This window comes from Desulfitobacterium dichloroeliminans LMG P-21439 (genome assembly GCF_000243135.2).
GTDB lineage: Bacteria > Bacillota > Desulfitobacteriia > Desulfitobacteriales > Desulfitobacteriaceae > Desulfitobacterium > Desulfitobacterium dichloroeliminans.
Window position 1 is genome coordinate 3,131,282 of record NC_019903.1, and the last position, 13,379, is coordinate 3,144,660.

The 13,379-nt window shown below is 45.6% G+C and carries 10 protein-coding genes and 1 tRNA gene; 2 read left to right on the forward strand and 9 right to left on the reverse strand.

Features of this window, described 5'->3' with window-relative positions; all coding sequences use genetic code 11:
* Nucleotides 1-56 precede the first annotated feature (56 nt).
* Nucleotides 57-722 carry a YrzE family protein gene (locus DESDI_RS14900; RefSeq protein ID WP_015263443.1) on the reverse strand — a complete coding sequence of 222 codons (666 nt, stop codon included), beginning with the start codon at nucleotides 720-722 and terminating at the stop codon, nucleotides 57-59.
* 156 nt (nucleotides 723-878) lie between these two features.
* On the opposite strand from DESDI_RS14900, the gene DESDI_RS14905 reads away from it, so the two are divergent.
* Nucleotides 879-1,565: a LysM peptidoglycan-binding domain-containing protein gene (locus tag DESDI_RS14905; protein WP_015263444.1), complete on the forward strand. Its 687-nt coding sequence runs from the start codon at nucleotides 879-881 to the stop codon at nucleotides 1,563-1,565.
* On the opposite strand, the gene DESDI_RS14910 is transcribed toward DESDI_RS14905, so the two are convergent.
* From DESDI_RS14910 to DESDI_RS14940, 7 genes are all read right to left on the reverse strand, one after another.
* On the reverse strand, nucleotides 1,537-2,535 hold the full coding sequence (locus DESDI_RS14910) for a sodium:calcium antiporter (protein ID WP_015263445.1): 999 nt from the start codon (nucleotides 2,533-2,535) through the stop codon (nucleotides 1,537-1,539). The genes DESDI_RS14905 and DESDI_RS14910 overlap by 29 nt on opposite strands.
* Before the next feature lie 121 nt (nucleotides 2,536-2,656).
* A complete protein-coding gene (gene yihA / locus DESDI_RS14915) occupies nucleotides 2,657-3,289 on the reverse strand; it encodes a ribosome biogenesis GTP-binding protein YihA/YsxC (protein WP_015263446.1) in 633 nt (210 codons plus the stop codon).
* A 116-nt stretch (nucleotides 3,290-3,405) separates the two neighbouring features.
* Nucleotides 3,406-5,820 carry an endopeptidase La gene (lon, locus tag DESDI_RS14920; RefSeq protein WP_015263447.1) on the reverse strand — a complete coding sequence of 805 codons (2,415 nt, stop codon included), beginning with the start codon at nucleotides 5,818-5,820 and terminating at the stop codon, nucleotides 3,406-3,408.
* Nucleotides 5,821-5,932: 112 nt separating this feature from the next.
* Nucleotides 5,933-7,672, reverse strand: a complete 1,740-nt coding sequence (gene lonB / locus DESDI_RS14925) for an ATP-dependent protease LonB (protein ID WP_015263448.1) — start codon at nucleotides 7,670-7,672, stop codon at nucleotides 5,933-5,935.
* 140 nt (nucleotides 7,673-7,812) lie between these two features.
* Nucleotides 7,813-9,078: an ATP-dependent Clp protease ATP-binding subunit ClpX gene (gene clpX, locus DESDI_RS14930; protein WP_015263449.1), complete on the reverse strand. Its 1,266-nt coding sequence runs from the start codon at nucleotides 9,076-9,078 to the stop codon at nucleotides 7,813-7,815.
* A 40-nt stretch (nucleotides 9,079-9,118) separates the two neighbouring features.
* Nucleotides 9,119-10,399: a trigger factor gene (gene tig / locus DESDI_RS14935; protein ID WP_015263450.1), complete on the reverse strand. Its 1,281-nt coding sequence runs from the start codon at nucleotides 10,397-10,399 to the stop codon at nucleotides 9,119-9,121.
* 326 nt (nucleotides 10,400-10,725) lie between these two features.
* On the reverse strand, nucleotides 10,726-11,841 hold the full coding sequence (locus DESDI_RS14940) for an MGDG synthase family glycosyltransferase (RefSeq protein WP_015263451.1): 1,116 nt from the start codon (nucleotides 11,839-11,841) through the stop codon (nucleotides 10,726-10,728).
* Between the two features lie 167 nt (nucleotides 11,842-12,008).
* On the opposite strand from DESDI_RS14940, the gene DESDI_RS14945 reads away from it, so the two are divergent.
* Nucleotides 12,009-12,091, forward strand: a tRNA-Leu gene (locus tag DESDI_RS14945).
* Between the two features lie 233 nt (nucleotides 12,092-12,324).
* Here the strand turns inward: DESDI_RS14945 and DESDI_RS14950 are convergent.
* Nucleotides 12,325-13,356 (reverse strand): DUF5667 domain-containing protein, encoded by a 1,032-nt coding sequence (locus DESDI_RS14950; RefSeq protein ID WP_015263452.1) that lies wholly within the window; start codon nucleotides 13,354-13,356, stop codon nucleotides 12,325-12,327.
* Between the last annotated feature and the right edge of the window lie 23 nt (nucleotides 13,357-13,379).

Below are 13,379 nucleotides of genomic sequence, written 5' to 3' on the forward strand. Positions count from 1 at the left end.
CTTTATAAACCCTATTGATATTTACTTATAGTCTGCGACCCATGCCAGATTCTATACTAAAGGACATCTTCTTCCCACCATGCTTTACTGTGGTTAGATGTAAACTTATTTTCCTCTTCCCTTTGACTGTACTCCCAATCCTCTTCAGTCAAATCTACCTGTCGGTCCTGCTTTTTAAATTCTCTCTGCCGTATAGAGGGCGGTTCCTTGTAGGAGGCCTTTCGATCATCTTCCAAAAAATCGTCCCAATCCTCCATATGATTATCCCACTCATCATACCCACTAGCTCGTCCAGCCGAGCCACTATATGTCCTTCTAGCGCTATAATCGTCGCCCCACCCATAAGACCTAGGAGCTCTTCGCGAGGATTGTAGTACACTTCCCCCACTACCCGCTCCAAAAGCTCCGGCAAGAATTCCGATTAACCCTCCTTCAGCTAAAACCTGGATAACCCCCCACGCACTCAGCTCTAAAAAAAGGGCAATCAAAAAGACACAAAGCAAGACATAACCTAAGCTAGACGCCCCACCTAAAATCCACTGCCCGCTTTCCTTGCCCGTCACATATCCTGCTGCAAGGCAACTTACTACCAATCCAATATCCATTAACATGGTGGTGGATAATCCCGTAAACCCCATGGCTGTCCAAAATAATCCCGCAAGCAAAGTAATGACGGTAACTAATAGAGCGGCACTCATCCCCTTAAGGATCGAATTTCCCATGCGGATCGCTCCCTTCCATTCTTTACTTCATATCTATGTCAGACCTGTCCCATTCATGCGTGCAATCAAGGAAAGTCCGAGATAAAAGGAACATTCTTCCTTTCCCATCTTAACCCGCTAGAGAATATAGTAATAATCAAGGAAGGGGGATTCTCCATGGACTACACCCGCTATGTTGTACAACCTGGGGACAGCATCTATAAAATCGCCAACGCTTACAAAGTGGAAATGTCCGATATTATCAATCTCAACCACCTCAAACATCCAGACCGCATTTATCCTGGCCAGGTGCTTTTGTTACCCACCTCTGAATGTCAAGATATCACGCCCGGAGAACTATCCGAGCCTAACTTTACTTATGCCATGTGGCTATTCGATGTCTATGCCGGTAAAGATTCCGAGCTTTCCGCGGTAACGACCTACCTATACCAAGCCGTAGTCCTCGATCGGCCAGAGTTCGATGAGCTCCTAAGGCCTCTTGCCTATGACGAACTACGCCATTTAGAACAACTGGCTTGGTGTATCCGCTTTTTGGGTCTAGACCCCCGTTATGGAGCCTTCAGCAAAGGGCGTTGGTTTGATTGGCGTTCTCGTTACCTAAATTACAGCACAGACCTCTGCGCCATTCTTGACTACAACATGAAAGATGAAGCCGCTGCCGCAAAACACTATACCGACCTAGCCGGGAAAATTCCTATTCCCGAGATTCAAACCATTCTTCTCCAAATCTCGGCTGATGAAGAGCGCCATTACCAATGCTTAGCTGATGCAAAAATGCACTTCTGTGGTTGTGAATCTTCCGAATCTCTCCTGATCAGTAAAGCTGAAACCGAAGCAGAGTGATGATAAAGAATAAATAAAATCCTCCCCCCGCCAGCAAATGCAGAGGACAAAGGGACCCTCTTCGCCGTAGCGTCAAATAGATAAAAAGTCCCGAACCAATAGCCAGTAGAGCACTCCATAAAGCAAGAGGCTCCAGTTGCCATGGCGTTAGAGCTATACCTAAGGCCGGAATCACAGAGCTTTGAAAAACCATTGCCCCAGTAATATTTCCCAAGGCCAAAGTATCCTTCCCTCTCCTCAACCAGATGACACTATTAAACTTTTCCGGAAGCTCCGTCGCGATCGGAGTAATAATCAAGGACAGTATAAAAGCTGGAATCCCAGTTAGTAGAGCGACCGATTGCACAGCTCCTACAAACACATTAGCCCCCGCCACGATTCCCAGCAAAGCACAACACAGCTGGATAAAAATAATTGCGAGGGAAGGATTAGAATGACGCTGGGAAAAATAAAGCGGTGCTAAATAGCCGCACTCATCCGTCCCCAAGCAGTTGTACACAGTTTTTATCACATAAATTAAATAGAGAATAGGTAAAAGACCCGCCACAGCTAACTTCATTTGGTGGTTAGGTAAAAAAGAGGCCCCGATTGCTATACCATACACCACTAAGAAAAAGGCAAGATCATGCTTTATCACGGCCGTGTTGATAAACAAGGGCTTGTTGCTACGCCTAAAAATCAATGCTGCCACACCTGAAATAAAAAAGGCTAAGGTAACTAACATAAAAGGAGCACCCAGAATCGCTCTAATTCCCACATCGGCGAGTTCTTCCCCACCGCCCATACCAAGGAAGGCAATAATCGGAACCATCGTCTCCGGTAGAGCTGTACCCACGGCTGCCAGCACACTCCCTACCGCTCCCGCCCCAAGGTTAAGTCGTTTTCCCAGCCACTCCACCCCATTGGTAAAGACTTCAGCGGACATTAAAATAATCCCCAGACCGATAACCATCATCACTAAATCGTTCAAAAGGCTCCCGCTCCTTACATACACTTTTGGGATCAAAGTATTTTATCCCCATAATGTATATTCAGAGGGAAGCCTTCTCATTATCTAGAAAGGTCTCCATATTATCTTTTTCGGCAAACTATCAGACTTCAGATTCTTGTTCGCCACTTTCCACATCTTCATCCGTCATAGCGAGTATTTCTTCAAGAGCTTGATGTAGCTCAGGAACCCCTAGTCCAGTCTCCGCCGAGTAGGGGATAATCATACGCCAATCCGGAATATTCAGGGCCTTAGCTATCTGACTTAAATGCTTCCCCCATTGCCCCTTAGAAATCTTATCCGCCTTGGTAGCCACCACAAGCACCGGTAGTCCACGATTCCGCAAAAAACCATGCATCTCTTCATCTTCAAGACTGGGTATATGGCGAATATCCACGACCTGAATAACAGCTCTTAGATTCCCCCTCCTAGAGAAATACTCCTCCATCATCTTACCCCAATTGGCCTTGAGCTCTTTGGAGACCTTGGCATAACCGTATCCCGGCAAATCCACAAAGCCCCATTCATCATTAATCCGATAAAAATTAATCATTTGGGTTTTGCCCGGCGTGTTTCCCGTCCGAGCAAGATTCTTGCGATTAATAAACTTGTTGATTAACGAGGATTTACCCACATTGGAACGTCCCGCCAGAGCAATTTCCGGTTCAGGCCCTTCCGGGTATCCATTAACACTTACGGCAGAAGTAATAAATTCCGCCTTACGAATGATAATCACAACACATACTCCTCTGAATCAAGGGGACAGGCCCCTCTTTTCATTTTCTTTCTTTTACACGTAGTAGGAGTGGGACAGGATATCTGTCCCACCAACCCACTAACCCTCTATCCCGCCTACGAAATAGGATGCTCCGGTGTTTGAACCGCCCCCGGGATATCCCCTTCCCCAAAAATAGGGAAACGATTCCTACTCCCTAAGTATTCCTCAGATTCGGCCACAGGCAGCAAGGCAATCTGAGCCACTTCTTCCATCCGACTCACAAAGTGAAACTCCATTTCCTCGCACACATTCTTAGGTACTTCTTCTAGGTCCTTGCGGTTTTGCTCTGGCAAAATCACCTTCTTGATCCCTGCCCGATGGGCTGCCAGGACCTTTTCCTTGACCCCGCCGATCGGTAAGACATTACCTCGCAAGGTGATTTCACCCGTCATGGCTAAATCAGAAGGTACTGCCCGTTTAGTTAAAGCCGAGGCCATAGCAGTAGCCATAGTAATTCCCGCAGAAGGGCCGTCCTTGGGAATCGCTCCTTCCGGAACATGGATATGGAGATCGGTCTTTTCATAAAAATCATCCGGTATCCCTAATTCACGGGAATGGGAACGAATAAAGGTCCGTCCCGCATAGGCAGATTCCTTCATCACATCTCCCAGCTTACCTGTTAAAGTCAGCTGCCCTTTACCGGGCAGCGGAACGACCTCAATGGTTAGGACATCCCCACCCACTTGTGTATAAGCTAAACCTGTGGCTGCCCCAATTTCTGGTTTCAGTCTTGCCTTTTCAAAATGATAACGCTGAGCTCCTAAGAGCTCCTCCAACATCTCCGGAGTCAGAGTCTCAGTCATCCATTCCTTTTTTACTACCCGTGTGGCGACTTTACGGCACAGATTGGCAATCTGCCGCTCGAGATTCCGCACCCCTGATTCACGAGTATAGCCTTGGACGATCTTCAGAAGAATCTCGTCCTCGACCACCAATTGAGCGTTCTTCAAGCCATGGGCTTTGAGTTGCTTAGGCACAAGATAGCGTTTAGCAATATTGACCTTTTCCTCCTCGGTGTAGCCGCTCAGGGAGATGACCTCCATCCGATCTAGGAGAGGTTGCGGTATGGAATGCACAGTATTGGCTGTCATAATGAAGAGGGTACGCGATAGATCGTAGGGCAAATCCAGGTAATGGTCAGAAAAGCTATTGTTTTGCTCAGGATCGAGGACCTCGAGGAGCGCTGACGCCGGATCACCACGGAAGTCCGAGGCCATCTTATCGATTTCATCGAGCAAAAAGACAGGATTTGCTGTTCCTGCGTTCCTCATCCCTTGAATAATCCGCCCCGGCAGAGCCCCGATATAGGTCCGCCGGTGCCCTCGAATCTCAGCTTCATCACGAACTCCACCCAAAGACATGCGCACAAATTTCCGATCAAGAGCACTGGCTACGGACTTAGCCAAGGAGGTTTTACCTACTCCCGGTGGTCCCACAAAGCAGATGATGGGACTCTTCATCTTGGGTGTCAGCTTGCGAATCGCTAAGAACTCAAGAATCCGTTCTTTCACTTTTTCCAGACCATAATGATCCTCATTCAAGATCTTTTCGGCACGCTTGATATCCATCTTATCCTTGCTTATTTGCGTCCAAGGAAGGGCAATAATCCAATCCAAATAGGTACGCACCACTGTTCCTTCCGAGGACGCTTGGGGCATCTTCTCCAGACGGTCGATTTCCTTTAAAGCTCGCTCTTCTACTTCTTTGGGAAACTTTCCCTGAGCAACTTTCTCGCGATACTCCTCGACCTCAGCTTGCTTTTCGTCCTTATCCCCTAATTCCTTCTGAATTGCCTTCATTTGCTCCCGCAAATAATATTCCTTCTGAGTCTTTTCCATCTGCTTACGAACACGAAGACCGATGCGTCGCTCCAACTCAAGGACTTCATTTTCCCGCATAATAATTTCTGTTAACCGCTCTAGTCGCTCAGCTACATCAAGAGCTTCTAAGATGGATTGTTTATCCCCAATCTTTAGATTCAAATGGGAGGCCACAATATCTGCCAAACGCCCGGGATCACTAACTCCCAGAACCGTGCCCAAGGTCTCTTGGGGAACTTTTTTGCTGAGCTTGGCATATTCTTCGAACTGGTGGATTACCCCATGGGTCAAGGCATCAATTTCCGGGGTAATATCACTTACTCCCTCTTCATCCTCTTCAACCCGCACCTTAAAATAGGGCTCTTCTGCTATGTACTCGAGAATTTTTCCCCGCTGCTTCCCTTCCACGAGAACACGCATCGTCCCCCCGGGAAGCTTTAGGAGTTGCTTGATTTCGGCTAGAGTACCGATCGTATGAATGTCATCAGGCTGAGGTGAATCAATCTCTGTCACTTTTTGCGTTGACAAAAGTAGGATTCGATCGTCCAGCATAGCTTGCTCGATAGCAGCCATGGAGCGTTCCCGCCCGACATCTAAATGGATGACCATATACGGAAAGACCAGAATCCCTCTCAAGGGGAGCAACGGTAATTCTCTTTCTTTACTCATTTAATTCCCTCCCTACCCAATGGGTAATGGTATAACAACCACAGATTATCTTTTTTCAGCTAGACTGAAAAAGCACACTACTACTAGTGTGCCATTCTCTGTTTCATCTATTCTAGCATGATTGTCCTTGGTCAGGCAAATTGACCGAGGATGGATTCGTCTTGGGGTTAATCTCCAGCCGCGCCAAAATCTCATCTAAAGGGGTAGGGTTTACCACCTTTTCTTTATGAGGGTCAGCCAGTAGTGCTCCCGCCAAGACTTCATTGAGTGTCTCAACAGGGATAACTTCCATTCCCTCCGCGAAATTTTTGAATCGTTCCTGCCAATTTTCTTTAGGAATAAACACCCTACGGCAACCCGCTTGATGGGCTGCCTCAAGCTTAGCCGGAACCCCTCCTACGGGCTTCACCCCACCTCGAATAGATAGTTCACCGGTCATTGCTAGGTAATTATCCACCTTCTCTTTACGAATCGCCGATACCACAGCCGTAGCCATGGCAATCCCTGCCGAAGGTCCATCAATAGGCACCCCTCCTGGGAAGTTCACATGGATATCATAGTCATGGGGGAATATCCCCAGTTGTCGCCGAATGACAGTTAGCACATTTTCGACTGAACTTCTAGCCATACTTTTGCGACGTGTTTTCTTAAAGTTACTTCTTTGCTCCTCTTCTTCGATGATGCCCGTAACTAAGAGCTCTCCCGTGCCAGGGGCCACAGAATTGGCTGTAACCTCTAACTCCAAGAGCATCCCCATATTGGGACCATAGACTGCCAGACCGTTAACCAAACCAGCTTCCGCTTCGAGAGGAACCTTGCGATCGGGCCGGGGAACATATTGACCTGAAGTAACCACCCATTCCACTGTGGCTGCATTGATCTCCATCTGCTTATCCGTTTGGGCTACACCCGCGGCCAGTTGAACGATATTAACTGCCTCACGTCCATTCGTTGCATACAATTTGACCACATTGAGGGCGCTCATTGTGATGGGAATCTCCATCTTAGCAGCTGCACCTCGAGCAATCTGGGCGATTTCTTCTGGTAAGAGGGAACGAAAAAAAATCTCCATACATCTGGAGCGGATAGCCGGCGGAATCTCTTCCGGACTCCGAGTGGTTGCTCCCACCATACGAAAATCCGCAGGCAAACCATTTTGAAAAATATCGTGAATGTGAGCAGGAACATTAGTGTCTTCTGAGCTGTAATAAGAGCTTTCTAAAATGACCTTTCGGTCTTCCAATACTTTCAACAGTTTATTAATCTGGATAGGATGAAGTTCCCCGATCTCATCGATAAAGAGCACTCCCCCATGGGCCTTCGTTACCGCTCCAGCCTTTGGCTGCGGTATGCCGGCCATACCCATGGCTCCAGCTCCCTGGTAGATTGGATCATGGACCGAACCGATCAAGGGATCTGCAATCCCTCGTTCATCAAAGCGAGCCGTAGCCCCATCGATTTCTATGAACTTAGCTTCTTCCTTAAATGGGGAAAGGGGATTCTTTTTTGCTTCTTCAAGAACCAAACGGGCCGCAGCCGTTTTTCCTATACCGGGAGGCCCATAAACCAAAACATGCTGAGGATTGGGCCCACATAAAGCCGCCCGTAACGCTTTAATCCCCTCCATCTGCCCCACAATTTCTTCAAAATGAGCAGGTCGAGTCTTCTCGGACAATGGAGTAGTAAGAGCGATTTTCCGCATCTTTTCTAACTTCTCTAATTCTTTCTTAGATTCCCTCTCGATTGAGACCTTATTCCCTTGTTGGGATTTAAGCAGACCCCAAAAATACAAGCCAATGATGACGGCAAAGATAAACTGTACCATCATAACGATTCCGGTTAAGCCAGCCATAGTTTTATTCCCTCCTGAGGCTAATACTTTTTATACTTGCTAGTATTGCCCGCGAAGAGACTTTTAATAATAATGTGAAAAGAGGGGCCTGACCCCTTTTTGCAAAAAACTGAGGCAAGGATAACTCCTTGCCTCAGTTTTTATGCTGATTCTTCTTTTTTATTTTTCTTGTTTTTATCGATAGTCACGAGCAGTGGTTCTTCCTTCTTGGCGATGGCATCTTTGGTGACGACGCACTTGGTCACATCACTACGGGATGGCAGGTCATACATCACATTGAGCATAACCTCTTCCATGATGGCTCTTAGGCCCCGAGCCCCGGTATTGCGTCGAATCGCTTCTTCCGCAATCCCTTGGAGTGCATCTTCCTTGAATTCCAGGGCGACCCCATCGAGCTCAAGGAGCTTTTCATACTGCTTCACTAAAGCGTTCTTAGGTTCAGTCAGAATCCGCACCAAAGCTTCCTCATCCAAAGCATCCAGTTTGACCATAACCGGCAAACGTCCGACGAACTCTGGAATCAGACCAAATTTAAGAAGGTCAGCAGGGAGAAGCTCTTTGAGTGACTCCCCAATATTCTGCTCGCCCTTTGCCTTAATCTCAGCTCCAAAGCCCATCACCTTTTTCCCGATGCGGTTTTGGATAATCTTATCGATCCCATCAAAAGCTCCGCCCACGATGAACAAGATATTCGTGGTATCCAATTGGATGAACTCCTGATGAGGATGCTTACGACCCCCTTGGGGCGGGACGCTAGCTACAGTTCCTTCTAGAATCTTCAGAAGTGCCTGTTGCACTCCTTCCCCGGATACGTCACGGGTGATGGAAGGATTCTCTGATTTACGAGCAATTTTATCAATTTCATCAATGTAGACAATGCCTTTTTCAGCTTTCTCCACATCATAATCTGCAGCTTGAATCAGCTTGAGGAGGATATTCTCGACGTCTTCGCCCACATAGCCAGCCTCTGTCAAAGAGGTCGCATCCGCAATTGCAAAAGGCACATTCAGAACTTTGGCCAACGTTGAAGCAAGCAACGTTTTGCCTGATCCGGTAGGTCCCAGCATCACGATATTCGACTTTTGGAGTTCCACATCATCGATTTTCATACCCAGATTGATTCGTTTATAGTGGTTATAAACAGCAACTGACAAAGCCTTTTTGGCCTCATCCTGCCCAATCACATACTGGTCGAGAATCGCCCGTATTTCTTTGGGTTTTGGAATATCTCCAATCTCCATCCCTAAATCTTCATTGAGCTCTTCCTCAATGATTTCATTGCAGAGTTCAATGCACTCATCGCAAATATATACACCAGGGCCAGCAACTAACTTTTTAACCTGGTCTTGAGTCTTTCCACAGAACGAACATTTAAGCTGGTTCTTTTCGTCGTTGTACTTTGCCATTCCTCTCACCTCTTTAGCACAGAATACCTCTGCACATAGACTATGCCTGTTCGACGAGGAAGTTTACCGTTTTTTCGGAAACTAAGCTCTGGCGATACATGCCAATCTCACCACGTGCCATGAGGGCCTGTTTCAAATTTTCCGGGCTGGTCTGATAACGTTCTGCGAGTTTTGCTAATTCGCTATTTAGTTCTTCTTCGGTTACTTCAATTCCTTCTGCTTTAGCAATTGCTTCTAGAACGAGTTCGGTTTTGACATTCTCCGAAGCTTGAGGGCGAATGTTTTCTTTTAAGGAATCCATGCTGGTACCCGTATACTGACAATAGGTTTCTAGGTCCAGACCTTGATAAGAAAGATTCTGCGCCATATCCTCGAGCATCATACCAATACGATTATCAATCATAGCTGTTGGGATTTCGACACTCGCATGATCTACGGCTTTAGCAACGACAGCATTTTTATATTCCGCTTCTGCACGTTGTTCTGCCGCTTTCATCAGTTTGTCTCTCAAGTCTGCTTTCAATTCATCAAGAGTCTCAAATTCGCTGATATCTTTGGCGAATTCATCATCCAAAGCAGCTATTTCTTTTCTCTTAATTCTGTTGACTTTGACCTTAAACAAAGCTTCCTTACCTTTAAGGTCTTCAACATGATATTCATCTGGGAAGCGAACGTTGACATCAACTTCCTGTCCAATTTGCGCTCCGATTAATTGCTCTTCAAAACCAGGGATAAACGAACCGGATCCGATGACTAAATCATAGCCTTCAGCGGTACCTCCGTCAAAAAGAACTCCGTCGACAGAACCTGAAAAGTCAATATTAGTATTATCTTTATCTTGAACAGATCCCTCTTCAAGATTGAGAATCTTAGCATGTTGATCTTGCTTACGAACAAGATCTTGCTCTACTTCCTCATCAGTCACCATAGCAGCCGTCTTTTCCACTTCTAAGCCCTGATAGCTTCCTAGTTCAACTTCAGGCTTCACAGTAACCTTAGCCTTAAAAATCAAGTCCTGGCCATCTTCTATTTGGACAAGCTCGATCTCCGGGCGATCGACCGGCTCGATTCCTGCTTCATCCACAGCCTTCATGTACTCAGCACCAAGAATATCATCCGCAGCATCGTTATAGAGTGCGGCAGTTCCTACGTGACGTTCAACCATGATGCGTGGCGCTTTCCCTTTGCGGAAACCCGGTACGTTCACTTTACTAGCTAATGCTTTGGCAGCCTTGTTTACTGCTGCACTAAATACTTTCGCATCGACGGTCACTTCAAGCTCCACAGAATTCTTTTCTATTTTCTCCATTTTTACTGACATTTGCTGTGCTCCCCCTTAATACTTCCTTTGGAAAAAAAACATATCTATGTTCATCCTCATGCTGAAACTAGTTTGTCCGGAATTTCCTTGAGGCAAACTTGACATTTTTCGTCATTTATTGCCTACTCCTGCTTTTCAAACAAGTGCTAAAGGGGGAACTTTGCGTTCCCCCTTCAAAGCAAGGTTTCCATTAAGGAAAGTTGCTTCAGATGGACTTATCCAAAGGTACTAATAACAAATTTCCTGACCATTCTACCAGACAGTATGCCTAAAATCAAGTTGTCAAGGCTTCAAAGGCCCTATTTTAAAAAGTATACATCATTTCATTAGAGTATAGCAAGGATATGTTCAACTGCTCTTTCACTAGCATGGCCCGGCAAAGCATTGGCGGCAGCTTTACGCATGTTCTCAATCTCCTCCGGATGACTAAGGAGAAATGTAATGGTTTCCTCCAACTCCTCCTCAGTGGTAGCCAATTTGGCGGCCCCAATCCTCTCTAAGAAGTGCGCATTTTCGGCTTCTTGACCTGGGATAGGCTTAAAGACTATCATGGGTAGCTTCTTCGTTAAGGATTCAGATACTGTGAGCCCGCCGGCCTTAGTGATAATTAAATCGGCAACGCTCATCAGCTCTTCAACATTTTTGATATAACCATAACAAACCATAGGATTATGCCCTTCAAGGCCTTCGAGGGTACGATAAAGCTTTTCATCCCGTCCGCAAACGACCAGGATCTGCAGGGAGGTCTCAGAATTCAAGAGCAACTTACATATTTGTTTAGAACCGCCTAACACCCCGTAAGCTCCCCCCATAACGAGAATGGTGGGGCGAATCGGTTTCAGATTCAGCCGTTGCGACACTTCTTCTCGATCAAGGACTTGCTCAAACTTCGGACTTACCGGGATGCCGGTAATTTTAATACGTTCAGGAGCAATTCCTTCCGCTCGCAGTCCATCATAGACATCCTGACACCCAACAATATAGAGATCCACACCGCGATGGATATATTGGCTATGTACCCCATAGTCTGTAACTACAGAGGCGACCTTACAATCTAAGACTCCCTTATTACGTAGCTCGCCTAAAACTACTCCAATAACTGGATAAGTACAGATAATCACGTCAGGATTTAGTTTTTTGATATAATCCAAGAATTCTTTGCGCCCCACGATATTAATAAATCGTTGGAACAAGGAATCCTGACGTATTTTAGAGGTCCGATAATAAAACATTCCGTAGAGCTTTGGGGTATGCTTAATCAATTTTATATATGTATTCTTGGCAAGTGTATTAAATCTTTTACTTATAAAAGCAAGAAAATCCAAGTGGGTAATTTCTGCATTTGGTGATTTTTCGCGTAAGGCTTCGATCAATGCTTCAGCAGCTCTAATATGACCTGCTCCAAAGGTAGCGGAAAATACCAAGACCCTTAACTCCTCCACGCTATTGTCCTCCTTAGGGTTTAGCTTATCTTTTATTATTTTAACTCATTATAACATAATCTTGAATCAAGTATATTATATTCCATATTTTAGCAGATAATGAGCATATAAAAAAGCTTGTCTTTTAATCAGAACTACGCTATAATCATACGTGCAGCAACAAACATGCGAGAGTGGCGGAACTGGCAGACGCACTGGATTTAGGTTCCAGCGGGAAACCGTGGGGGTTCAAGTCCCTTCTCTCGCACCAAATTAAAAGATTAAGCGCACTAAATGAGTGTGCTTTTTTTATTTCGGGAGCATTTTTCCGCTCCGTCGTGATCGTCGTGTAGCGACGGAGCAAGCATGAGTGAGGCCATTGCTTGACGAACTCATCTGTTCGTTTTGCAATGGCCTCTTGCGCTTACCTCTAAAGAAAACGGCTTTTTTGCTTTGGGTTATTTTGCTTTACATATTAATGTATAGAAAAACTCTACAAGCACCTTAGTCTTGCTCCTGACTTCCTTTCACATTCCCCCGATCGTCGTCACGATCGCGGGCATTCTTGTCCTTATTGTCATTTTGATTGTCACGACTGCGGTTCTTGTCAGAGTTTGATTTATCTGCTTCCTTATTATCACGAACTTGGTCATTATCATCATCTTTAGCTTGGTTATTTTCTTTATCTTTATCTGGACCCTTTAGCCCTAATTCCGCTTGTAACTGTTTCAAAGTATCTTTTGCTTCCTTACGCAGTGCTTTGTAATCTTCTTTTGTTTGTTTGTCCATTGCCTTAGCATTTTCTTTTTCAAGAGCATCGGCATCCTCAACACCCGGTGTTGTCTCATCTACTGCATCGGTCTCCGTTACATCATCCTCTGTTGTCTTTTCCTCTTCTTGATTCTTTGCTTCCATTTTCTCCATCTTATCTACTGCCTTTTCCATAGAACGGACAATATTCAGTGCAAGTCTTTGGGAAGCTTGAGGAGGAAGTTTTTCCAGCAGGCCTCCTAGGACAATGACATTATTAGCATTGACCTTGGTAAAAGCTTCTTGGAGATTTTTATATTCTTCTGACTCCGGATTCTCCAGTTGGGTTAAAATTTCTTGGGCATTAGCAATCTTTTCATTATAGCGAGTTAAAGCCTTCTCAAAAGCTTTGAGCTTCTTTTCAGAAATTGATTTCGCAGCCTCCTCGGTTTCCTCGGTCTCCGTAGCTTCCTCGGTCTCCGTGACTACCTCGTTTTTCTCATCGTCATTTACTTTCTTGGCCAGAGCTAAGATTTCTGCCATACTTTCATTGGCATGTTCCTCTAGAAGTTTAATTTTCTTCTGAGAATCGAAAGTAAGAGCAACCTGCAATTTCTCAACTAGCTCATCGAGCCAATACAAGGGGGAATCAGGAAGAGTTCCCGGATCGATTTCTGTTGCGGACACAATAGCGGTCTCTTCTGTAGTATCTGCTAGTACCATTACCGGGGATACCGGCAGAGCCATAAGGGCCGCTGTCAATATGAGTGCGATTTGTTTTTTCATGTTTTCTCTCTCCCAATTATTAT

What these genes read in the sequence shown, in the direction of transcription:
- DESDI_RS14950 (WP_015263452.1), bottom strand. Translation starts at nt 13,356, where the DNA reads ATGAAAAAACAAATCGCACTCATATTGACAGCGGCCCTTATGGCTCTG.
- tig (WP_015263450.1), bottom strand. Translation starts at nt 10,399, where the DNA reads ATGTCAGTAAAAATGGAGAAAATAGAAAAGAATTCTGTGGAGCTTGAA.
- DESDI_RS14905 (WP_015263444.1), top strand. Translation starts at nt 879, where the DNA reads ATGGACTACACCCGCTATGTTGTACAACCTGGGGACAGCATCTATAAA.
- lonB (WP_015263448.1), bottom strand. Translation starts at nt 7,672, where the DNA reads ATGGCTGGCTTAACCGGAATCGTTATGATGGTACAGTTTATCTTTGCC.
- lon (WP_015263447.1), bottom strand. Translation starts at nt 5,820, where the DNA reads ATGAGTAAAGAAAGAGAATTACCGTTGCTCCCCTTGAGAGGGATTCTG.
- clpX (WP_015263449.1), bottom strand. Translation starts at nt 9,078, where the DNA reads ATGGCAAAGTACAACGACGAAAAGAACCAGCTTAAATGTTCGTTCTGT.
- DESDI_RS14900 (WP_015263443.1), bottom strand. Translation starts at nt 722, where the DNA reads ATGGGAAATTCGATCCTTAAGGGGATGAGTGCCGCTCTATTAGTTACC.